Annotated in this window: 19 protein-coding genes and 2 riboswitches; of the genes, 11 read left to right on the forward strand and 8 right to left on the reverse strand. The window is 49.2% G+C overall.

The features are described from left to right. Positions 1-317: 317 nt before the first annotated feature. From BTV99_RS04075 to BTV99_RS04090, 4 genes are all read left to right on the forward strand, one after another. On the forward strand, positions 318-1,607 hold the full coding sequence (locus BTV99_RS04075; protein WP_075101099.1) for an O-succinylhomoserine sulfhydrylase: 1,290 nt from the start codon (positions 318-320) through the stop codon (positions 1,605-1,607). 94 nt (positions 1,608-1,701) lie between these two features. After that, complete coding sequence (locus BTV99_RS04080) at positions 1,702-2,031, forward strand: YbaB/EbfC family nucleoid-associated protein (protein ID WP_075101100.1); 330 nt, start codon at positions 1,702-1,704, stop codon at positions 2,029-2,031. Between the two features lie 182 nt (positions 2,032-2,213). After that, positions 2,214-2,807, forward strand: coding sequence for a recombination mediator RecR (recR, locus tag BTV99_RS04085; protein ID WP_075101236.1), 594 nt, complete (start codon positions 2,214-2,216; stop codon positions 2,805-2,807). Positions 2,808-2,955: 148 nt separating this feature from the next. Next, positions 2,956-4,284: an HRDC domain-containing protein gene (locus BTV99_RS04090; RefSeq protein ID WP_075101101.1), complete on the forward strand. Its 1,329-nt coding sequence runs from the start codon at positions 2,956-2,958 to the stop codon at positions 4,282-4,284. Between the two features lie 34 nt (positions 4,285-4,318). On the opposite strand, the gene BTV99_RS04095 is transcribed toward BTV99_RS04090, so the two are convergent. The 5 genes from BTV99_RS04095 to gcvT form a co-directional block, all read right to left on the reverse strand. Next, positions 4,319-5,011 (reverse strand): triacylglycerol lipase, encoded by a 693-nt coding sequence (locus BTV99_RS04095; RefSeq protein ID WP_075101102.1) that lies wholly within the window; start codon positions 5,009-5,011, stop codon positions 4,319-4,321. 161 nt (positions 5,012-5,172) lie between these two features. Further along, entirely contained in the window at positions 5,173-8,070 is a 2,898-nt protein-coding gene (gene gcvP / locus BTV99_RS04100; RefSeq protein WP_075101103.1) for an aminomethyl-transferring glycine dehydrogenase, read from the reverse strand. Between the two features lie 83 nt (positions 8,071-8,153). Next, entirely contained in the window at positions 8,154-8,912 is a 759-nt protein-coding gene (locus BTV99_RS04105; protein ID WP_075101104.1) for a nitroreductase family protein, read from the reverse strand. 286 nt (positions 8,913-9,198) lie between these two features. Next, entirely contained in the window at positions 9,199-9,579 is a 381-nt protein-coding gene (gene gcvH / locus BTV99_RS04110) for a glycine cleavage system protein GcvH (protein ID WP_075101105.1), read from the reverse strand. 67 nt (positions 9,580-9,646) lie between these two features. Beyond that, a complete protein-coding gene (gcvT, locus tag BTV99_RS04115; RefSeq protein ID WP_075101106.1) occupies positions 9,647-10,831 on the reverse strand; it encodes a glycine cleavage system aminomethyltransferase GcvT in 1,185 nt (394 codons plus the stop codon). A 178-nt stretch (positions 10,832-11,009) separates the two neighbouring features. Further along, a riboswitch (glycine riboswitch) is annotated at positions 11,010-11,167 on the reverse strand. A gap of 50 nt (positions 11,168-11,217) precedes the next feature. Then, positions 11,218-11,396: riboswitch (glycine riboswitch) on the reverse strand. A gap of 248 nt (positions 11,397-11,644) precedes the next feature. On the opposite strand from gcvT, the gene BTV99_RS04120 reads away from it, so the two are divergent. The 5 genes from BTV99_RS04120 (at position 11,645) to BTV99_RS04140 (ending at position 16,858) form a co-directional block, all read left to right on the forward strand. Further along, the gene (locus tag BTV99_RS04120) at positions 11,645-11,965 is read left to right on the forward strand and encodes a YcgL domain-containing protein (RefSeq protein ID WP_075101107.1); all 321 of its coding nucleotides are present in this window, start codon (positions 11,645-11,647) and stop codon (positions 11,963-11,965) included. Between the two features lie 243 nt (positions 11,966-12,208). Further along, the gene (locus BTV99_RS04125; protein WP_075101108.1) at positions 12,209-12,859 is read left to right on the forward strand and encodes a hypothetical protein; all 651 of its coding nucleotides are present in this window, start codon (positions 12,209-12,211) and stop codon (positions 12,857-12,859) included. 276 nt (positions 12,860-13,135) lie between these two features. Then, positions 13,136-13,990 carry a MoxR family ATPase gene (locus tag BTV99_RS04130; RefSeq protein ID WP_075101109.1) on the forward strand — a complete coding sequence of 285 codons (855 nt, stop codon included), beginning with the start codon at positions 13,136-13,138 and terminating at the stop codon, positions 13,988-13,990. Positions 13,991-14,082: 92 nt separating this feature from the next. Beyond that, positions 14,083-15,306, forward strand: a complete 1,224-nt coding sequence (locus BTV99_RS04135) for a VWA domain-containing protein (protein WP_075101110.1) — start codon at positions 14,083-14,085, stop codon at positions 15,304-15,306. 343 nt (positions 15,307-15,649) lie between these two features. Continuing rightward, the gene (locus BTV99_RS04140; RefSeq protein WP_075101111.1) at positions 15,650-16,858 is read left to right on the forward strand and encodes a globin domain-containing protein; all 1,209 of its coding nucleotides are present in this window, start codon (positions 15,650-15,652) and stop codon (positions 16,856-16,858) included. Positions 16,859-17,045: 187 nt separating this feature from the next. Here BTV99_RS04140 and BTV99_RS04145 read toward each other — a convergent pair whose 3' ends face one another. The 3 genes from BTV99_RS04145 to BTV99_RS04155 form a co-directional block, all read right to left on the reverse strand. After that, a complete protein-coding gene (locus BTV99_RS04145) occupies positions 17,046-17,858 on the reverse strand; it encodes a phosphodiester glycosidase family protein (RefSeq protein ID WP_075101112.1) in 813 nt (270 codons plus the stop codon). Between the two features lie 57 nt (positions 17,859-17,915). After that, positions 17,916-19,718, reverse strand: coding sequence for an FMN-binding glutamate synthase family protein (locus BTV99_RS04150; protein ID WP_075101113.1), 1,803 nt, complete (start codon positions 19,716-19,718; stop codon positions 17,916-17,918). Positions 19,719-19,961: 243 nt separating this feature from the next. Continuing rightward, a complete protein-coding gene (locus BTV99_RS04155) occupies positions 19,962-20,789 on the reverse strand; it encodes an IclR family transcriptional regulator (RefSeq protein ID WP_083608518.1) in 828 nt (275 codons plus the stop codon). A gap of 188 nt (positions 20,790-20,977) precedes the next feature. Here BTV99_RS04155 and BTV99_RS04160 point away from each other — a divergent pair, with 188 nt between their 5' ends. Together BTV99_RS04160 and BTV99_RS04165 are read left to right on the forward strand one after the other, a co-directional pair. Then, positions 20,978-22,162 (forward strand): acyl-CoA dehydrogenase, encoded by a 1,185-nt coding sequence (locus BTV99_RS04160; RefSeq protein ID WP_075101114.1) that lies wholly within the window; start codon positions 20,978-20,980, stop codon positions 22,160-22,162. A 182-nt stretch (positions 22,163-22,344) separates the two neighbouring features. Further along, entirely contained in the window at positions 22,345-23,544 is a 1,200-nt protein-coding gene (locus BTV99_RS04165; protein WP_372046436.1) for a CaiB/BaiF CoA transferase family protein, read from the forward strand. Positions 23,545-23,585 lie beyond the last annotated feature (41 nt).

Raw genomic sequence — 23,585 nt, forward strand, 5'->3', positions numbered from 1 at the left:
CCTATTATAAATACGTTATTTTTGTTAAATGGCTCAGCGTGTTGCAGCGTCTCTCCCAAGGTGATAGTGGGTCTGCTACGTGCTCGTGTGCCGCTGGACTGAGTATGCAAAAATACGATTTAGTTGACCTTTGAAACCAGATGTTTGGAATAAGTTGACATGCTATGATAAGGCGGATGGGTAAGTTCGACAAAGATATGCCGTCACTTTACCAATCACCCCTTATCAATTTAAGGCGTGCCCTCATCAGCCCATGTAGATGATGATCGACTGAGTGGAGGACACGCCCCAGTACTCACCAAGGCAATGGAAGATATATGAGTCAGTCGCACACGCAGGATGATAAAAAATTAAATACACTGGATCCAAACTGGCGCAGCGATGCGCTCGATTTAGGCCTTGATTATGGTATGCAAACCATCGCGGTACGAGCTGGGCACCATCGCACCGATGAAGGCGAGCATTCAGAGGCTATTTTTACCACCAGCTCCTATGTTTATGCGTCGGCCGCCGATGCTGCTGCGCACTTTAACGGTAGCAAAACAGGTAACGTGTACTCACGTCATACCAATCCCAGCGTGCGTACGTTTGAGCGGCGTTTGGCTGCGCTTGAGAATGGCGAGCGCGCGGTAGCCACCGCTTCAGGCATGGGCGCGATTTTGACCATGTGTTTGGCCTACCTAAAAGCAGGCGACCATCTGCTGGCGGCCAATCAGCTATTTGGCTCATCGATTGGATTGTTTAATAATTACATGACAAAGTTTGGGATCGAGGTCAGCTATGTCGATTGCTTCGATAATGACGCGTGGGCAAAAGCGGTGCAGCCAAACACCAAAGTGATATATTGCGAAAGCCCAAGTAATCCACTCGCGCAAATTTGTGATATTGGCTATTTAAGCGAGCTGTGTAAAGCCAATGGTATATTACTTGTCGTTGATAATTGCTTTGCGACGCCGGCGCTGCAGCGGCCATTAGATTTGGGCGCGGATGTAGTGATTCACTCGGCGACCAAGTATCTAGACGGTCAGGGCCGAGTGTTGGGCGGCGCGCTGGTCGGTAGTGATAAGCTGATGCAAGATGCCTTTACCGTGGTGCGCTCAGGCGGTATCAGTATGAGCCCGTTCAACGCGTGGGTCTTTACCAAAGGGCTTGAGACACTAAAGCTGCGTATGCAGGCGCACTGCCAAAACGCCAATCAAGTGGCAGAGTTTTTGGCCAATCATCCCAATGTTAGCACCGTGCATTTTTCAGGCTTAAGCGATCATCCCGCTCATGCGCTTGCCACGCAGCAACATCATATGCAAGGTGGCTACGGCGCTATTATGGGGTTTGAGGTGCAGCCGCAAGCCCGCTCTGATGCGGGTATCAGGGATGCAAAAGCAGCTGCTTGGCATGTGATAGACGCCACTCAAATGCTCTCTATCACCAATAATCTGGGCGATGCCAAAACCACCATCACTCATCCTGCCACCACCACCCATTTTCGCCTGAGCGCTGAGGCGCGCGCAGAAGCGGGTGTCAAAGACAGTCTCATTCGTTTGTCGGTTGGGCTGGAGGACGTGGCAGATATCATCAAAGATTTGGCGCGCGGCTTAGACAGTTTGTAAAGATAACGGTATAATCACCGTCAACGCATAAACGTGACGTGATGAAAACCGACGCATTACGTTACGTATTTCCATAAAATACCAAGAGGCGATTATGAATATTCAAGCATTGATGCAACAAGCACAAACGATGCAAAAGAAAGTCGAAGCAAACGTTGAAAACGCCAAAAAAGAGCTGGCTAACAAAGAAGTACAAGCAGAAGCGGGCAGTGGTCTGGTCAAAGTCACCATGACTGGTCGTCACGTGGTCAAGCGTTTGACCATCGATCCTAGCTTATTAGAAGACGAGCCAGATATGATCGAAGACCTCATCGCTGCTGCGATCAATGATGCAGTACGTCAAGCCGACGAGCTATATGAGCAAACCATGGCGAGCGCGACCTCAGGCATGGGTCTACCACCAGGTATGCAAGGCTTGTTTTAAACAGCTCAAGGGCAGGCTAAGCAAAGCAAGTATCTGGCATGGTTTTAAAAAAACATGTGAAATATAAAGCCTTTAGCCGCCAAAAACAGCACGCTGAACACAAAAATGGGGTTGTTATCGACACGATACGACCCCATTTTTATAGCTACGATTTATACATGAAGTTAAAAAAGGAAGACACTTTGCTGACAGCCAAATTCGATCAGCTGGTCAAACAGCTGCGTATCTTGCCAGGCGTGGGACAAAAAAGCGCCCAACGTATGGCGCTCCATTTGCTGACCAAAAAACGCCCGCAAGGCATGGCGCTCGCGCAAGCGCTGGATGAAGCAATGCGAGATATCGTTGAGTGCCAGCGCTGCCATAGCTTCAGTGATGAGGCGATTTGTCCATTATGCCAAGATCCGAGGCGTGATGATGGGCTGTTATGCGTGGTCGAAACCGCCGCCGATGTGATGGCGATAGAGCAAACGGCAGGTTACCGTGGTCGTTATTTTGTCTTAGGCGGCCATCTGTCACCACTAGACGGCATCAGTGCTGATGATTTAAATATCGATCAGCTGGTGTGGCGGGTCAAGCAGGAGCCAGTGGCAGAGCTGATATTGGCGACGGGTACCACGGTCGAAGGCCAGACCACCGCGCACTTTATCAGTGAAGCGGTCAATCGTCATGTCAGTAAAATCACCCGTTTGGCGCAAGGCGTACCGATGGGCGGCGAGCTTGAGTACCTCGATAGTATGACCCTCGGGCAAGCCATGCAAAATCGCTCTTTCTTGTAGTATTAACGGTAGCAATTTTATAAATTCTCTATAAAAGCCAAGTCTTGTCCATTTTATTTTGTGATATTGTTATAATGGTTTTGATATTCACTTTTATTAAGGCGCGGTTTAGCGTTTTATTTTCTTATATTTCAGCAGGTATCTGCCCGTGTCAAACCATGTTTCAACAGCTTTAACTACTTCTAACCAATCAAACCTCTTAGATAATACGGCTACTGATGATGAGTTATCAAAACCATCAGTCAATGACGAGGTAGCGCCCACAGATTTGCCACCCGAGCCAAATATCGATGCATTGTTAGATGCCGCTGATGACGCGGCTGTTACCTGGGTACGTAAGCAGGATAATTTGGCTGAAGTTATCGATGCGTTGGCAACTTGCGGTCGGGTGGCGTTAGATACTGAATTTATCAAGCGCGATACCTACTATCCGCGCTTGGCACTGGTACAGCTGAATACTGGCAACCATGTATATTTATTGGATGCACCGCAATTGCAATTGGCTGAGCTATGGCAGGCCTTGGCTAAAGTAGACGTGGCGATTTGGCATGCCTGCGGTGAAGACTTGGGTATTTTTTATCTATTGTCTGACTGCCCGCCGTTGACCAATATTTTTGATACGCAAATTGCACTGTCTTATTTGACGGGTCAATTACAAATGGGTTATCAGCAAGCGCTTGATGACCAGTTAGACATGCATATCGATAAAGAACAAAGCCAGTCTGACTGGCTACAGCGTCCGCTATCAGATGAGCAAGAGCAGTATGCGATTGATGACGTACGGTTTTTGCCTGCGCTTTATTTAAGTCTTGAATACGAGCTAAAAAAGCAAGGTCTCTTTGACTATGTATGGGAGGATTGTCAGCTGTATGCCAATGATTTGTATGACGCGCAGCATGTGGCCGACGATGAGATGTATCTAACGATGGCGGATTATCGTTATACCTCTGAGCAGATGGCGATATTGCAAGCAGTGGCGACATGGCGCGAGGAGCTAGCACGCGCGACCAATCAGCCGCGTACCTTTGTGATAAAAAAACAAGCTGTGCGTGAAATCATCACCGAAAGACCCAGCAGCATGCGCGAGCTTGCGCACAAAACCACCATGCACCGCAGTATGCTGCGCCTCTATGGTGAGGAGTTGCTCAAGGTGATTAAGGAAGCCAAAAACCTGCACCCTGCTGAGCATCCTGCCTGCTTGCTACCGCCATATCGCTCCAAAAACAAAGTCCTATCAAAAGCGGTGCAGCAAGCGATCGATACGCACGCAGAAAAAATCGGTGTGCCTGCCAATGTCTTGATGCGCAAAAAATGGCTGGCGCAGCTCTATGAAATCATTGCCTTTGATAAAGACCTTACCGAGCTGCCAGAAGGCTTAAAAGGCTGGCGCAATGAGTGGGTGATGCAAACCTTGATACCGGTGATTAAAGGGCATAAAACCGAGCTACAGCAGGGTATGGGTATCAATGTTCGCTAAGCGATAAAAACTAGCTTTTATAAGTGCTTAACATTTATAACTCTTTAAGCTTGTTATGGTTAAATTGTCCGTGTTGTAAAAAATATTGAGTCTGCTCGGCGACCGCTTTGTCGACCAGCATCCCTGTGTGCGATACTGGTAGGACGATGTGGTCAGTTGCGGCCTCTATTTTAGTTTCTTCTATATATACCGTGCCATCGTGTAGCAGATATTCTGCTGATGGTATGTTATCTGCCTGCCGAAGTTTGCGATTATGATACTGCAAAAATAACTGCCCTAAGCCATAAGGACGATTACCGGCAATCACGCCTAAGGTAATATGCTCCGGCAACGGCGCTGTGGTACCATCTAACGCATCGACGTACGAGCGTCCTACCACCGCTGGGGATAAGCGCCAAATATAATCTGCACAAACACTACCTAAATGCGGTGTCCCAAGGGTTACGCAACGTCCAATTTGCCATTTTGGATAAGCATTTACAAAATCACGAATAATCAAACCGCCCAGACTATGACCGACCAGATCGATTGGCTGGTTAGGATGGTGGTTTTCTTCTAGCCAGCGATTGAGCCGTGCGCTATTGGTTTTGATGCCATCACGCAGACTACGATAGCCAAATTGATAAGTATCAAATCCTGCGGCTTGCAAGCGTTTGGCCAATGGCCGCATGATCCAAGCGGTTTGGTGCAGACCATGGATGAGAATGACTCGGTTTTTTTGTGGCATGCTGACTTCCATTAAAAATGACATCTATTAGAAACGTACGGTTAACAACTTGATGATATGAATAGTATAGCGCTAAATATCTCAAGCCAAATAAAAACCTCCAAATCAGCTACTGACTTGGAGGTTTGTTTTTATATCAACTGTTTATAGTTGTTTGCAAACTACATATAGTTTTCGATGCTTGGGCAAGAGCACATAAGGTTTTTATCGCCATAGGCGTCATCGACACGTGCCACACTTGGCCAGAACTTATGCGCGCGGATGTACGGCAGTGGGAATGCAGCGGTATCACGGCTGTAGGGATGCGACCATTCTTCGCTGGTAATCATCGCGGCAGTGTGCGGCGCATTGACCAATGGATTATCTTCTAATGTCCAACCATCTTCGCCAGCTTTGGCCTTCATAGCCTCAGCTTTGATAGATTTAAGTGCACTGATGAAGCGGTCCAGTTCCTCGACAGACTCAGACTCAGTTGGCTCAATCATCAATGTACCCGCAACTGGGAAACTCATCGTTGGTGAATGGAAACCATAATCCATTAAGCGCTTGGCGATATCGCTCTCAGTGATGCCAGTTTCTTCCTTCAATGGGCGAATATCGATGATACACTCGTGAGCGACGCGGCCGTTTTTGCCCGTATAAAGAACAGGGTAGTGGTCTTGTAGCTGAGTGGCGACATAGTTGGCATTTAAGAGCGCAAGCTCCGTGGCTTTTAGCAGACCATCGCGGCCCATCATGGTGATATACATCCAAGAGATGGGTAAGATACTCGCTGAGCCATAAGGCGCTGCCGATACCGCTGAGCAGTCTTTTTGCGCGTTGTGTACAGGGCTTAGCGTATGGTTGGCCATAAAGGGGGCTAAGTGCGCCTTCATGCCGATAGGGCCCATGCCAGGACCGCCGCCGCCATGCGGGATACAGAAGGTTTTATGCAGGTTCATATGTAGTACGTCAGCACCGACATCAGCAGGCTGCATCATGCCGACCTGTGCGTTCATGTTAGCGCCATCCATATAGACCTGACCGCCATGCTTATGAATCAAGTCACAGATATGGCGGATGCCTTCTTCAAATACCCCGTGCGTCGATGGATAAGTAATCATCAACGCGCCTAGGCTTGCGCTATGCTCTTCACATTTTGCCGTCAAGTCCTCAATGTCTACGTTACCGTTTTCGTCAGTTTTGACGACGACGACTTTCATACCCATCATCATGGCCGTTGCAGGGTTGGTGCCGTGTGCCGACTGCGGGATCAGACACACATTACGCTCTGTTTCGCCCAATGATTCATGATAGCGGCGAATGGCAAGTAGGCCTGCGTATTCACCAGAAGCACCTGAGTTTGGCTGCATCGATACATCGTCAAAGCCGGTGATGGCTTTTAGCTGATCTTGTAAGCTATCGATCATGGCGATATAGCCGGTGACTTGGCTGCGCGGTGCAAAGGGGTGCACGTTGGCAAATTCAGGCCAAGTAATCGGTAGCATCTCACTGGTGGCGTTTAGCTTCATGGTACAGCTGCCAAGTGAAATCATACTGCGGTTCATCGCCAAATCTTTGTCTTCTAGCGACTTTAGGTAGCGCAGCATTTCGTGCTCGGTGTGGTGCGAGTTAAACACCGGATGGGTCAGGACGTCATCGGTACGCAAGTGCGCGCTATCGAGTGACACGCGAGCTTCTGCTGGCAAGTCATGCGCTTTACTGACAAACAACTGCGTTAGCGCCTTAAAGTCTTGCGCGTCGCTGGTTTCACTAAAGGCCACGCTCAGCTTGGTCGTACCTAGACGCCATAAGTTGTAGCCGATGTTTTCTGCGTTTTCAAAGATTTGGGTGGCCAGATTTTCTGAGCCGCAATCGATGACCACGGTGTCAAAGAACTGCTCATGCACCACGGTTAGCTTGCTGTCAGCCGCAGATTTGATCACATCAGCAAAGGCAGTTGCAAACGCATGGATGCGAGTGGCGATACGTTTGACGCCGCCTGGACCATGATAAACCGCGTACATACCTGCAAGGTTGGCGAGCAATACTTGTGAGGTACAGATGTTTGAGTTGGCTTTTTCGCGGCGAATGTGCTGCTCACGTGTCTGCAGTGCCATACGTAGCGCGGTATTGCCTTGCGAGTCTTTTGACACGCCAATGATACGGCCAGGTGCTGAGCGCTTGGCTTTGTCAGAGAAAGCAAAATAGGCGGCGTGTGGACCACCAAAGCCCATTGGAATACCAAAGCGCTGGGTGCTACCAAGTGCCACATCTGCGCCCATATCGGCTGGTGACTTTAACAACACCAAGCTCATGATGTCGCTGACGACGCTGACGTAGGTTTTGTTTTTCTTAACCGCGGCGATGACGTCGGTTAAGTCTTGTACATCGCCCTCAACACCGACGTATTGGAAAATTGCGCCAAAGTAGTCGCCTGATTTGGCGGTTTCAAAATCACCAACAACCACGTCCCAACCAAAGTACTTGGCACGAGTGTTGATGACATCTAGGGTCTGCGGATAGATGCGCTCATCCACAAAAAACTGGTTGGATTTGCTTTTGCTTACGCGCTTTGACATCGCCATCGCTTCTGCTGCGGCCGTCGCTTCATCAAGTAATGACGCGCCTGCCATCTCTAACCCTGTCAAGTCGATACATACTTGCTGGAAGTTAAGCAATGCTTCTAGGCGACCTTGAGCGATTTCTGCTTGATAAGGCGTATAAGCGGTGTACCAGCCTGGGTTTTCTAGCACGTTACGCTGAATGACTGCAGGCATACGTACTGGCGAGTAGCCTTGACCGATGTAGCTTTTGTTTACCGTAATGTCGTCTGCCATGGTGCGTAGCTTGGCAAGTGCAGCATGCTCACTCATCGCGACTGGTAGATCAAGCGCTTTGTGCAAGCGCACAGGCTCAGGCACGGTGTCGTTGATAAAGCTTGCCATATCTTGATAACCAACGGCGCTGAGCAAGTCAGCTTGTTTGGCATCGTTTGAGCCTAAATGACGATAGACAAATTCAGCTTCGTTAAATAATCCTTGGAAGGTATCAAACGTTGGGTTTTGAGAGATAGTCATGACATTCCTTGGTTAAGGGAGTGGTAAAGGAGATGGCTAAAATAACGGATATTAATAGCTAATATTAATAACTAATGACGGGTTTAGACGTAATGAACAAATTGAGCTTGATCAAAGCGAAACTGGGTGTTGTAAATACCATTGTCAGCGCGCTCGCCTGCGCCAATCATCATGACGATATGGTGGTCGTCGCTTAAACCTAATAGTCGCTTCATCGCAGGCTCATCAAAGCCGCCCATCGGACAGCTATCAAAGCCATGTGCACGTAGTGCCAGCATCAGGTTTTGGGCGGCAAGCGCGGTATTGTTGGTGGCCCAGTTTTTGGTGTCTTCAAAGGTATAGTAAGGCGACTTAATTGGCCCTTTGAGGCGTCTTGCGACCTGAGTTGCACCCCATTTGGCTGCAGAGACGATGTTGGCAGGGCCACGCAAAAAGTCTAAAGTGACGATTTTGTTGTAGTAGCCTTTTACTTTTTTTGGGACAGGTTTATCAGGGTATTCACGCAATATCTGCTGGGCGTGGTCTTGCCATACGTCAGTACGCGCCACCACTGCAATGAGACGCGCTGAGGTTTTTGCCGCGTTTTGGTTCATGCAGTTTTTTATCGCACGTTTGCGTGTGTCTGCATCATCGATGACATAAAACTCCCACGGCTGCAGATTGCTTGAGTTGGGTGCCAGCATGGCCAGACGCAGACAGTCTGCCAGTACGGCATCTGGTATCGGTGTGTCAGTGAAACGACGCACCGAACGACGAGACTCTACGACGTCACAAAACGCCTGTAGCGTCGCTGTGCGATCGAGTGTGGCAATGCTGGTTTTTTTGTCATTGTCAGGGGTCATAAGAGAGTCCATGCTGAGGATTGAGTGACCCACTTGCGCATCATCAAAGCGGGGCTGGGGCTATAATTGCGAATCGCGTCCACATCTAACAAGTAAATCGTCGCGATAAATCAGATCAGAACCAATCAGATTGTTTAGCAGTCGTGTTTTTGCCATTGTATTTTTCAAAGCGGCTTAAAAACGGCCTAACAGTAGGATAAACAGATACCAGCTGCCGCCAGTATCCGCCGTATTGCTTATATAGATTTAAACAAAGACTGAGTAGAAAGATATAAGTCTGGGTAGATTACAGCTCGTTTTCGTACTCTTCAGCGGTCATCAATGCTTCGTAATCGGCGATGTTGTCCGGTTTGATTTTAAAGAACCAGCCTTCGCCGTACGGGTCAGAGTTGATGATTTCTGGATCATCTTCTAATGCTTCGTTGATCGCAACCACTTCACCTGAGATAGGCGCATAGACGTCAGAGGCTGCTTTTACAGACTCGACCACAGAGATTTCGTCGTCGACGGCGAGGATGTCGCCTACGTCTGGCAATTCGACAAATACCACGTCGCCGAGTAGGTCTTGAGCATGGTCAGTGATACCAACAGTGATCGTACCGTCTTCTTCTAAACGCAGCCACTCGTGACTGGCGATGTATTTTAGTTCTGCTGGGATGTTGCTCATGGGGTCTCTCCTAAGTGAGGATGGTGAATAAAATAATGGATGTTAATGATAAAATTTATCAGGGATATCAGTCAAACTGCTGTTTGCCGTTACGGACAAAAGGGAGTTTTACGACGCGCACATCGACGAACTTGCCTTTGCCGCGCAGGTCGACCTGTACGCTATCTTCATCTGATAAGCTGGCAGGCACGCGTGCAATTGCGATCGAGTTTTTTAGGCTAGGGGAGAAGGTACCGCTGGTGATGATACCGGTTTGCTCATTGTCTGTGCCTTGGTTGATGGTCACGGTCATGCCCTCACGCAAGACGCCGCGGGTGGTCAGTAGTAAGCCGACTTGTTTCATGGCGGTGTTGTCATCTTTTGCTTGTTGACGCTTACTGACTAAGGCATCACGACCGATAAAGTCGCGCTCATCTTTTAGCGCCAGCGTCCAGCCCATGTTGCACTCATACGGGCTGGTTTCTTCGTCCATGTCATGACCGTAGAGGTTCATACCCGCTTCCATACGCAAGGTATCACGCGCGCCAAGGCCAGCAGGTTTAACGCCATTAGCTTTTAATTGCTCAAAGAATGCTGGCGCATCATCGCCATGCATGATGACTTCGACGCCATCCTCGCCTGTATAACCGGTACGAGCGACAAACCAATCTGTGCCTTCGATATCGGTCAAATCAGCGCCGACAAAAGGCTTTAGGCCTGCTAACACATCAGCCCAGCTTGGTTTGGCTTGTGTGAGTTTTTCGACCGCATTGGGGCCTTGTACGGCAATCATGGCCAGCTCTGGGCGCTCGGTGATGCTGATATCAAAACCTGCTGCGACTTTGTGAAACTGTGCCATGTCTTTATCACGGGTGGCCGCGTTTGAGACGATGCGATATTCGGTCGCGTCTTCATTCATTAGGTAGACGATTAGGTCATCGATGATGCCGCCTTGCTCATTGAGCATGCCTGAATACAGCGCTTTGCCGACGGTTTTTAGTTTGGCGACATCATTGGCCAGTAGCTTTTGTAGCCATGCTTTGGCATCTACGCCTTTGATATCGGCGACGACCATGTGTGAGACGTCAAACATACCGGCATCGGTACGTACCGCTTCGTGCTCTTCGATTTGTGAGCCATAATGGATGGGCAGCTCCCAACCAGAAAAATCCACCAGCTTGCCATCGCTATCGACGTGAGACTGATAAAGGGGCGTGCGTTTGGGGGCTGCGGTGTTTGTGCTTGGAGTGCTGGTATTGTGAGTATCGGTCATAACAAATCCTTATGGAGCATCAGCCGCATTTGATAATCAGTCGTAACTTATCAAAGTAGCAGGGCAGAGGTGCATTATCATAGTGAGTAGCAATCTTGCAGGGCGCAAGTATCGCAACCAAGGGTGGTACAAAAAATAGAGCAATCAGCCAAACAGACGCCAAACGTCGGTTTAAGCAAAAGCCCTATCTGTCCTGTCACCTGAGATTTTCAATACGGCACATCGTCGAGGTCTCTAAAGCCTTTGCTTTACTCTTGCCATCGCGATGCTGTCGCATTTTCTCCCCTTCGGTGGGTAAGGCGTCGTCCGTCCTTACCGCTCTCCAGATTTGTTATGCCTTATGTTTGTAGGCCACGCGTTAGGTGTCGCCGCAAAACAATCATGACATGTGTTTTTCAGTCCTTTTACCTGAGCGATTGGCAGGGTAGATGCGCCTTCGGTGGTCTGTGGATAATGCTCAATAGGACATTACCAAGATGGGCTGATACGTATCGTTGCCGGTCTTTTATTTCAATGACCTGATAGCAGATAGGTATGCCTGCAGACTCTCTCCTGAAAAACGCTTTTATTATGAAAGGTTCACCGTCCTTTTACAAGTCATCTGCGCCATTAAAGTCGATAATTTTGGCAAAAAGTCTTTTTTGTCGCAGCGATTGTCAGTAGTAAGGCATGGTGGCAGCGTTATATCGGTGTTTGTTGTCTTGAGTGCGTTGTTAGTTTTTAGTCGGTTTACCATAGCAGAACGTAAAGCGACTACTGATGTTTGCCCGAAATATGCTAACCTATGGCGATAGATTCTGATAGGTTGTTTTTATGCATTGCGATATTTATAAATTTCCCAAACATGATGATATGTACATCTACATTGCGCGTCCTGATTATCCAGATGATACTGATGAGATTAAAGACTGGCTGGGGGTATTGCCCAAGGAGTTTCGTGCGGGGCTAGGGCGCAGTCAGTTTGTCATGCATCTGGATTTGGCCGCCACCCCGAAGCTGGCTCGCGTCGATAAAGAAGAGGTGCTGGCAAAGCTCCAAGCACAAGGGTACTTTGTACAATTGCCGCCGCAAGATGTCATGCGCCGCCAAGCAGAGCTACGCGCCCGCGAAGCACAAGATAGTATTTATGACTGATGGCATTCAAAGCTAATGGCACTTAAGGCTAAAGACATGCAAGATTCAGACGCGTGTCTTTGCCTTTATCGTGTCGATTGAGGACACATCCTAGGAAGTCGTGATAAACTGATCTTCTGTTAAGTGCACATGTCTATTATATATTTTGTCATATTGAGGACACGCCCTAGTACGGCAAAACTTACCCAATACCAATAGACGCTGCTGGCGCTACTGGTGATAAACGCAGGTAATAAAACACGCATGGACTGGTTAAAAAACATATTGCATCGCTTACCGCTTGAGAGTATCAGTGATATCTTAGGAGAGATTGCTATTTGGTGGGGACAGCTGGTAAAAGATGTCCCACCCGCCGATCTGCCCATGTATGCCTATCTTGGGGGAACGGTGATCGTGCTGGTATTATGGCTGCTGGTGGCGCGCATGTTGCCGCGTCCACTCGGCGGTATGAGCTGGATGGTATTGTTTGCCGTATTGCTCGCGCCCGGTACCGCGCTCGATGATCCTAGTGAGATTGCCCCTGCTAGCATCAGTGTGGTGTATGCGGTGATGATGAAAGACTACGCAGGTGCCATTGCCAATATGTTGCCCATTATGGTGGTGCTGGTGGTGGGCTTGTTTGTTGGGTTTGTCTGGCAGCTGATACGCGGTGCTTTTGAGTCGAGCCTAGACAAAGCACGGAGCCGCACCGCAGCCGATACGCAGGCGACCATGCAGCTGACCGCAGGCAATTATCTGGCCGAAAACGCTGAGGTAACTGAGCATGCGAAGGCTCATGATCACGCACCAGTAACTGAGACTGACAAAACGCTGGATCTCAAAAAGCGCGGTGCCAAAAATGAGGGCATACTGTCTAAACAGGCCAATCCCAACGATACGATAGACAAAGGGTAAGAAGCTGGGCGTCAATAGCGGCGTGGTTTAATTTGCTCGATAACTATAAGCTCGATAACTATAAACTTAATGACTGTAAAAAAGACACCATGTGTGTCTTTTTTTATGGCTAATCATTATGCGCCATATTTAGGGCGTAAGAAGCGCTGATCGGAAGGATGACGAACGCATGAGTATTTTGGCAATCCATCAGCCTATGCTACTCTAATTTGTGAGTGCTATTTTATAAAATGCTTTATTGATAACGATAACTGAGACTTTACTATGACGACCAAGATGGACAAGACCAACCATACCTTTACCGGCACGCAAAGCTATATCGCCACCGATGATTTACAACTGGCAGTCAATGCAGCGATGACACTACAAAAGCCGCTGTTAATCAAAGGTGAGCCTGGTACAGGTAAAACTTTGCTTGCAGAAGAAGTGGCCGCAAGTTTAGGGATGCCGCTGATTACTTGGCATATCAAGTCAACCACTAAAGCTGAGCAAGGGCTGTATGAGTATGATGCGGTCTCACGCTTGCGCGACTCGCAGCTCGGTGACGACAAGGTGTATGAGATTGGCAATTATATCAAACCCGGTAAGCTTTGGGAGGCTTTTACCAGTCAAGAGCGCAGCGTCCTATTGATTGATGAGATCGACAAAGCCGATATTGAGTTCCCCAATGACTTGCTGCATGAGCTTGATAAAATGTCGTTTTATGTTTATGAGACAGGCGAGACCATCACCGCCGAGCAGCGCCCAGTGGTGATCATCACCTCAAACAACGAAAAAGAGCTACCCGACGCATTTTTGCGCCGCTGCTTTTTTCATTACATCGATTTCCCTGATGAGCACACCATGCGTCAAATCATTGAGGTGCACTTCCCCAATATCCAAGAAAAACTGGTCAATGATGCGCTGGATATCTTTTATAAGCTGCGCGGTATTCAAGGGCTTAAAAAACCACCATCAACGTCGGAATTGGTCGATTGGCTTACTTTATTGCTTGCCGATGATATGGCACAACAAGAGCTAGAAGAAAACTTGCGCGGTGAAAAGTCGATCCCGCCGCTATATGGCGCGCTACTCAAAAACGAAGCGGATGTGAGCTTGTTGCAGCGTTTTGCCAACATGATGCGTCGTTAGGCGTATCGACTGACAGCGTTATCTGGTGTCATATCGCTGTCAGCACGACGGTGCCAATCAAACCTTATCAGCCAATAAGTGATGCGTATTTTATGTTTATCAAATTATTCTATACCCTGCGGACTTACGGCGTGCCAGTCAGCACGCGCGAGCTGCTCGATCTAAACGCTGCGCTCGAGCAGGGGCTGATGATGCAGCCACATCCTGAAGACCCAGCGCTGTCTACCTTTGCCAGTCGCGAGGATATGTATCGACTGATTCGCCTCTGTATGGTCAAAGATGAGCGTCATTTTGATAAATTTGACCGCGCCATGGCCGATTATTTTGAAGGTATCGACAGCTTAGATATCGATGAGCTGATGAACAAGCTGACAGATATCCCAAAAGAGTGGCTTGATCTTAAGCTAGATCCCAAAAACTTGACCGAAGCGCAGCGGCGCTTGCTCAAAAAATACGGCTCGCTTGAGGAGTTGATGAAGGCACTTGAGGAGCGTCTAAAGGAGCAAAAAGAGCGTCATCAGGGCGGAAGCAAATGGGTCGGTACTGGCGGCACCTCACCGTTTGGCGCTTATGGTGATCATCCAGAAGGGGTGCGCGTCGGCGGTGAGTCGCGTAAACGCAGTGCGGTCAAAGTCTGGGAGCAGCGCAAATATCGTAACCTCGATGACGACAATCAGCTGGGTACGCGCCAGATTCAGATGGCGCTACGCAACTTGCGCCAGTTTGCCCGTACTGGCAGCGCCGACGAGCTCGATATCCATGAGACCATCAAGCGCACGGCTAAAAAAGGCGTACTTGATATTCATATGCAAGCTGAGCGCCGCAATCGCGTTAAAGTGTTGATGCTGTTCGATGTCGGCGGTAGTATGGATGTCCATGTCGAGGCGCTTGAAAAGCTGTTTTCGGCGGCAAAAAACGAATTTAAGACCTTAGAGTTTTTTTATTTTCATAACTGTCTGTATGACTACGTCTGGAAGGACAATAACCGTCGGCACAGTGCCCCGATGCCGACTTTTGAGCTTCTCAATACCTATGGCCGTGAGTATCGCGTCATCTTTGTTGGCGATGCGTCGATGTCGCCCTATGAGCTGTTTTCGGTGGGCGGTAGCGTCGAGTATATGAATAACGAAGCGGGGGTGGTATGGCTAAAACGTGTACTTGAGCACTTTGATAAAGTGGCGTGGCTCAACCCAGAAAACCCCGCGTACTGGCAATATACTCAGACCATCGGTGAAATCAAAAAGCTATTTGAGCATAAAATGTATCCGATGACGCTGCATGGGGTTGAAGAAATGACCGACTATATGGCGCGTTGATTTTATAGCAGGGTGTTGATATATTTGGGTTTTTAAAGATAGTGAGCGGCTTTCAATGCTGGTATTTGTCTTTATAAATCATTAGCATAGCTGGAATTAGTGTTTTTTCATAAGCAGTCATTGATATCATCATGGCTGCTTTTTTTGCTTAAAAAACGGCTGAATAGCGAGAGCACATTGGTATACGTAATAAAATATGTTAACATTCATTTAAAATGAATCTTATAAAGTGTGTCAGCTAACTATTTAAGTCAAGCAATCTTTAATCACTTTATAAATACTTATGAAATGACTCATTTATCAGTCGCAACCTTTTTATATAGCAATCACTAAGAGAGTTATCATGGCTTCACCAAAAACCCTAGAAATCGTCACTGCCACCGTACCTGTACTCGAAGAGCACGGCACCGCCATCACCACGGTGTTTTATAAAAACATGTTTGCTGAGCATCCTGAGCTGCTGGATATCTTTAATGAGACCAATCAAAAGCTTGGGCGTCAGCAGACGGCGCTGGCGATGACGGTGCTGGCGGCAGCAAAGCATCTGGACAAGCTGGCAACACTACTGCCGCAAGTCACCCAAATCAGCCATAAGCATCGCGCTCTGCAGATTTTACCTGAGCATTATCCTATCGTTGGCAAGCATCTCATCGGCGCGATAAAAGAAGTGCTGGGTGAGGCGGCAACAGATGAGATTATCCATGCTTGGACAGAGGCTTATGATGAGATTGCCTCGGTGTTTATCCAAATCGAGCAAGGCATGTATGAGTCTGCGCTGTGGCAAGGCTTTGCGCCGTTTACCGTAACACAAAAGACCGCGGTGGCGACGGATATTGCCGCCTTTACCGCGGTGCCCAGCAACGAGTATAAAGACGGCGATACGGCAAACCATCAAGCGATTGATTTGCATAAAATGCGTTTGAGTGCTGGGCAATACATCACTGTAAAAACAGACCCCAAAGACAGCAATCACACCGCTTTGCGTCACTATTCTCTGTACTCAGCAAATACCGAAGAGGGCATCAAGTTTGCAGTCAGACGCGACAACCGCAACGCGCATCATGGTTTGGTCTCAAACCATCTGCATGACCACATAAACGTCGGTGATACGATTTTGTTATCTGCCCCTGCTGGCGACTTTGTGCTTGAGCGACACCTGATGACCCAAAACGAGGTACCACTGGTGCTGATGAGCGCAGGCGTAGGGGTGACGCCTGTACTGGCTATGTTGGAGGCGCAGATTATGGCCAATCCAAAGCGGCCGATCATCTGGGTATATGCCTGCCAAAACAAAGCCCATCACGCCTTTGCAGACAAGGTCGAGGCACTGCTAGCAAAAGCTGAAACGGTAGAGAGGCATGTTTTTTACTTTGAGTCAGGACAGCTATTGGACGCTGCATGGCTTGCCAACCTACCTAAGCCTGCGGACATTTATGTCTGTGGCTCAATGCTATTTATGGAGAGTATGATCGATGGGCTCATGACGCTCGATCATGGCGTGGATAGTGTACATTATGAGCCGTTTGGCCCCAAAATGAGTTTGGGTAGCTAAGCTTGCATCGACTTTTCCCAGTGGCGGCTTGATCAATAAATGTTAACGCCCAGCGCAGTCATGGGCGTGCCATATAAAAAAGCACCTAAATATTTTTATTATTTAGGTGCTTTTTTGCGGTTATATTTTAGGGCGCGTCCTTATTTAGATGGCTAGCGATTGAATTGAGGACACGCCCTAATAGGGTCTAGTCAGAGCTGTCGACCAGTCCAATCATCACGCCCATCTGTTTTTTATCGTGCCGATCGATGCTGGGCGCGTATAGGGCCGAGGCCACGCCGCCATCCAAAAACAAGGCATTCGGGCAGCCCAAGTATTCCTTAAACAAAGTCGCAAATTGATAAAAGGTCACAGGCTCGTCGCTATGGACAAACCGAATGCGACCATCACGACAAACGCCAGCCCCGTTTCTGATTTTAGCGGATTGGCTTTCGGGGTTAAACTTTGGGTGTATTTGATCTTGAATCACCAGCATCGGCCCTGATTGAGTGGCATACCATGGCTGCACTTGCCCGCCGTTTAGCTGCTCGCTGAATGCTTGAGATTCTGTGATCTGCACCTTGCCGTCACGCTCCCACCACAGTACACCATTGGGCAATAAATGAAAATTGCCACCGCCTGACCTTAGGTTTAAGGCGCGCTTTTCTACCCCTTCGATGACAGTATAGCCAATAGGGGCAAAGCGCTCATTATACATGCCAGCATTCATGGCAAAGCTGAGTGTCTGGCCGGCTGGTAGCGCCGCCAACAACTCATCAAAGCTGAGTAAAGGCTGCGTACTATCAGGCTTTTGCCAAAATAGCTGTAACACATGCCGCTTATCACCCAGCGCTGACGCCTCAATCGCACAGGCGCTATAAGCAAATGGCGCCTGCTGTATCTGACAGGCCCACTGCGATGAGTCGCTAGCAGCGTCAGTGGCCGCAGGGGAGCAGGCGCTGAGGCTCAGCGCGAGTAGGGCCACGCTTGCTAGCGTGGCGAGTGAGGTGGTGCTTGGCATCAGTCGGCGGCCTTTATTTGTGAGTACAGGACACCGCCGGTCAGCGGTGATACGTGGCTAGTCATGATCAGGCGGTAAGTCGCGAAAGGTATTGTTGACGTTACCGATGAGCATACCACCGTCGATGATGTCCTCGACGATAGCCGTGGTTTTTTCAGTTGGCGCATTGGTCTCTTTGCCTTTATCACGCGAGTCTTTGTTATAAGCGATAAGAGCGTCGTTGTTGGCCAAGAAGCTATCAGGATTGGCCATCACCCACATCTGATTAAAGACATCGGCACGCGCACTTTGTTCTAGCAACGCGCCTTGGTCAGCAAAGTAAAAGAACTTTGAGAGAAGTTTGATTTGACCATCATCGAGGCGGCGCGCGATATGATACGGCTGCAATTGACTTGGGTGCTGCAGACCCACTGCGCCGACGATACTGGCTAGGGATTTGAGGGTATTTTTATGGAAGTTTGCCACGCGCTCAGCTTTGCTCGGTACATCCAGCGCTTTTTGACGATAAGGGTCTTGCGTTGCCACGCCGACAGGGCAAGTATTGGTATGGCATGAGCGCGACTGAATACAGCCAACCGCAAACATAAAGCCGCGAGCAGAGTTACACCAGTCAGCACCAAGGGCGATCATACGGGCAATATCAAATCCTGAGACGATCTTGCCACTGACACCGAGCTTGATTTTGTCACGGATGCCTGCACCGACCAAGGTATTATGCACCAACAAAAACCCTTCGACCATGGGCATGCCGACGTTGTCCATAAACTCAACAGGTGCGGCACCTGTCCCGCCTTCTGCGCCATCGATGACAATAAAATCAGGATAGTTGTCGGTTTCGATCATGGCTTTGACAATCGCCATAAACTGCCAAGGCTGACCCACGCAGAGCTTAAAGCCAACTGGCTTGCCGCCCGATAGCTCACGCAGCTGCTGCCAAAATGCGACCAGCTCACGCGGCGTGCTAAACGCGCTATGTGATGAAGGCGATACGCAGTCTTGACCCATGGGTACTTGGCGGGTTTGGGCTATCTCTGCGGTGATTTTTTCGCTTGGCAAGACGCCGCCTTTACCCGGCTTGGCACCTTGTGAGAGTTTGATTTCGATCATTTTTACTTGGGGGTCGACGGCTTTTTCGGCAAAAGACTGGGGGTCAAAGTTGCCATGGTCATCACGGCAGCCAAAATACCCCGTGCCAATCTCCCAAATCAAGTCGCCGCCAAACTTACGGTGATAAGGGCTGATGGCACCTTCTCCCGTATCATGGGTAAACCCGCCCATCTTGGCACCTTGGTTGAGTGCCATGGTGGCGTTGGCAGACAAGCTACCAAAACTCATCGCCGAGATATTAAATACCGACATATCGTGTGGCTGCAGACAGCGCTCGCCGCCCACGATGATACGGAAGTCTTTGTTTTCTAAAGGTTGGCTGACCGCTGATTGCAAAAACCACTCTTTGCCTTGCGTATATAGATTGTCCAAAGTACCAAAAGCATTGGTATCGCTGACGTTTTTGGCGCGTTGATACACAAGGGCGCGCTGCTGACGCGAAAACGGCACTTGTTCTTTGTCATCTTCTAACAAATACTGGCGAATCTCAGGACGAAAATCCTCTAGCACATAGCGAATGTGACCTGCCACAGGGTAGTTGCTCAAGATAGAGTGCTTGGACTGAATCAAATCATAAACGCCAAGTGCCACGCCAAAACCACCAAGAAATATGAGCCACCAGTTGACTAGTAATAGCCCCGCCAAAAAAATCAAAATGGCAGCACCAAAGGTGCTATAGCGCAGCAGCAAGCCCATCAAATAAGGTGAGCTGGTCTTGGGTTCTGGGTTCAAATTGGTACGAGATTGGGGCATAACGACACTCAACAGTAATACATAGATATTAAAAAAAGCGATAACAATTCACAGAGATGGCCGACAAAAAACCACTCTGTTATTATCATCGCTATTAGATGTAGATAAAGCGCTCAAACTGCTCGCTTATATTATGCGCCTATGATATCACTGCTAGGTGTTAATTGGGTAACAGAGTGCTAATAACTGGCAGTTTAATGCGTATATTTTTCTGGGTGCGCATGTGAACCAATCCTTTGCATCTCACTCGCCGCGGCCGATCTTGAGCGCCAGTGCTTGTAGTTTTGGCACGATCATCTTTGCATACTCATCAGCATCCCAGTTGGCTCTGGGCACACTAGCATTTAGCGAATAAGCGTATCGCCCAGTGGCGACGTCAAAAACCCCAACCGCAACCGCCAATATATCGGTAGAAAACTCTCCGTCAGACAATGTATAGCCGTGCGCATCATAATGTGCCACAGCGGCATCCAGCGCCGTTTGTGCGTGCTGATAGTCTGTGTCAGACAAATGCGCGCGTAGGTTGTCTTTGATGACAGCTTGCCGAGCTTTGGTGCTGACGGCATAAAACGCGCGTCCAATCGCCGTACGAGCCACAGGCACGGCAGAGCCGACTTGTAGATTGACCGACAGGCGGGCAGGGCTACGACAGCAAGCGTGATAGCGCATCTCTCCTTCGACTTCGGTGGCCAGATTCACCGATACTTCATTGCTACTGGCAAACTGCCGTAGCAGCGGCTCGGCGGTCGCCACCATATCGTGACGACTCCATGCCGTTGCACTCAGGCGCACGGCACTACTGCCCAGCTCATACTGTCCGTGCTCTGTCGTGCGCAAAAACCCAAGGGTGAGAAGCGTATGAATCAGGCGAGTCACTGTGGCTTTTGGTAGATGGGTCATCTGACAAAGCTGCTGATGGCTCAGCTGCTCGTGCTGCTCAAATGCGGCCAGTAGTATCAGCCCGCGGCCAAGCGCGGTGACAAACTGACGGTCATTGTCGTCTTTGCTTTGGGTGAGAGTGTTATTCATACGCGTCAGTAAAGAGGGGGCGGCTGTTAGAGAATTAGACATTTTTGCCTCATTTTTTTGATAAAGGTTTACAGCGTGACAAAATTTTGCTTAAATAGTTTATATTATGAAACTAAGTTTCGCATAGCGGAATTGAAAAGTCAATAATTGGTTGAGTCCGGTTATCAGCGTTATTACCATCCATTTATTATTACTCATCGATCAGGACGATCGATATCAAGGAGACCCACATGGCAACATCTACGCGTCCAAGTTTTGATTGGCAAGATCCGTTTTTATTGCGTGACCAGCTCACTGACGAAGAACGTATGGTGACAGACAGTGCGCGTCAGTTTTTTCAAAAAGAGCTGATGCCAAATATCATCGACGCCAACCGCAATGAGCATTTTGACCGCAACATCATGCGCCAGATGGGCGAGATGGGGCTGCTGGGTGTCACCATCGAAGGCTATGGCTGTGCAGGTCTGTCGAGCGTCGCTTACGGTTTGATTGCCAAGGAAGTAGAGGCGGTGGACTCAGGCTACCGCTCGGCGATGAGTGTACAGTCAAGCCTTGTCATGCATCCTATCCATGCGTATGGCACAGAGGAGCAAAGAGAAAAATACCTACCAAAACTGGCAACGGGCGAGTATGTCGGCTGCTTTGGTTTGACCGAGCCGGATTCAGGCTCAGACCCTGCGTCTATGTCGACGCGAGCGCGTGCGGTTGAGGGCGGTTATGAGCTGACAGGCAATAAAATGTGGATCACCAACAGTCCCATCGCCGATGTGTTTGTCGTTTGGGCAAAAGACGATGCAGGCGATATTCGTGGCTTTATCTTAGACAAAGGCATGAAAGGCTTGTCTGCACCAAAAATCGAAGGCAAGTTCTCACTACGTGCTTCAGTGACAGGCGAGATTGTCATGGATAAGGTGTTTGTCCCTGAAGCCAATGCTTTCCCAGATATCCGCGGACTCAAAGGGCCTTTCGGCTGCTTAAACAAAGCCCGTTATGGTATCGCATGGGGCTCGATGGGCGCAGCTGAGTTTTGCTGGCAAGCGGCGCGTCAGTACACGCTAGATCGTAAGCAGTTTGGCCGTCCACTGGCCGCAACGCAGTTGGTGCAGCTCAAACTTGCCAATATGCAAACAGAGATCGCTCTTGGTTTGCAAGCGGCACTGCGCGTTGGCCGTTTGATGGATGAAGACAACGCTGCCCCTGAGATGATTTCACTGATCAAGCGCAATAACTGCGGTAAAGCGCTAGACATCGCTCGTGTGGCACGTGACATGCATGGCGGCAATGGTATCTCTGATGAGTTCCATATCATTCGCCACGTCATGAACCTAGAGGCGGTCAACACCTACGAAGGCACGCACGATATCCACGCCTTAATCTTGGGGCGTGCGCAAACAGGCTTGCAAGCGTTTTATTAATCAGTACCGCTGATCTTATGTATGTTACTGCTTGGCCTAGTGCTTGCTGAGCAGTGGCGTACATTTTTTAGTTGCGATGCGTCATTTGTTTATCTGGAGCGATAGGTCATGAGATGACGCATCACAATTGTATGTATATAAAAAATAGCGTATACGCGCACACCAAATGATAAGGGATGATTATGACTGAGATGGCAAAAGGGGCATTGCACGGTATCAAGGTGCTCGATTTATCAAGAGTATTGGCAGGTCCTTCTTGTACGCAGGTACTTGCGGATTTGGGTGCTGAGGTCATCAAGGTCGAGCGTCCCAATGTCGGTGATGAGACACGGCACTGGGCACCGCCTAAGTTCAGCGACGGCACATCAGCCTACTACGCCACTATCAATCGCAACAAAAAATCCCTAACGGTCGATATCACTACCACAGCTGGTCAAACCATCATCAAGCAGTTGGCTGCTGACAGCGATATCGTCGTCGAAAACTTTAAGGTAGGCGGCCTAAAAAAGTACGGCTTAGATTATGACAGTCTCAAGCAGGGCAATCCGCGCTTGATTTATGCATCTTTGACAGGATTTGGGCAGACAGGCCCTGATGCCAAGCGTCCGGGTTATGACTATATCATTCAAGGGCTATCAGGGCTGATGAGCATCACAGGGCCAAGTGATGGCGAGCCGCACAAAGTCGGGGTAGCGGTGGTGGATCTGTTTGCAGGACTGCAGCTGACCATTGGTATCCAAGCGGCACTACTGGCGCGTCAGCGTACCGGTCTTGGTCAGCATGTCGATGTGGCCCTGTTAGACAGCGCCTTAGCCATGCTGGCAAACGTCGGCATGAATCATTTGGCGTCGAACCAAATACCACCAAGGCTTGGCAACCAGCACCCCAATATCGTCCCCTATCAGGTGTTTGCGGGGGCAGGCGATGCACACTTTATCTTGGCGTGTGGTAACGACAGTCAGTTTGCCAAGCTCTGCGCGCTACTCGGTGTGGATTGGCATACAGATAGCCGCTATATGACCAACCCTGCCCGTGTGACGCACCGTGACGAGCTATGTGAGGCGCTGGCTGAGAAGTTTGCACAGCAGCCGCGCGCATATTGGTTGGCGGCTTTGGAGCAGGCAGGCATTCCTTGTGGGGCGATCCATAATATCAGCGAAGCCCTAGCCATGCCGCAAGCGCTGGCCCGCGAGATGGTGGTCGATTTTAGCAAGCAAGGCAGTCCGGTGCGCGCGCTTGGTAGCCCGATCAAGCTGTCGGCCTCGCCGGTCAGTTATCGTACGCCGCCGCCGCGCCTGAGCGAACATACCGATAGTACGCTTGCAGAGTTGGGTTATGACAGCGAGATGATCGCCAAGCTAAAAGCTGATGGCATTATATAACCGCAATATCGAACAATCGTGTTAAACAAAGGAGTGTTGAG

The organism is Psychrobacter sp. Rd 27.2 (genome assembly GCF_001921755.1).
GTDB classification, from domain to species: Bacteria; Pseudomonadota; Gammaproteobacteria; order Pseudomonadales; family Moraxellaceae; genus Psychrobacter; species Psychrobacter celer.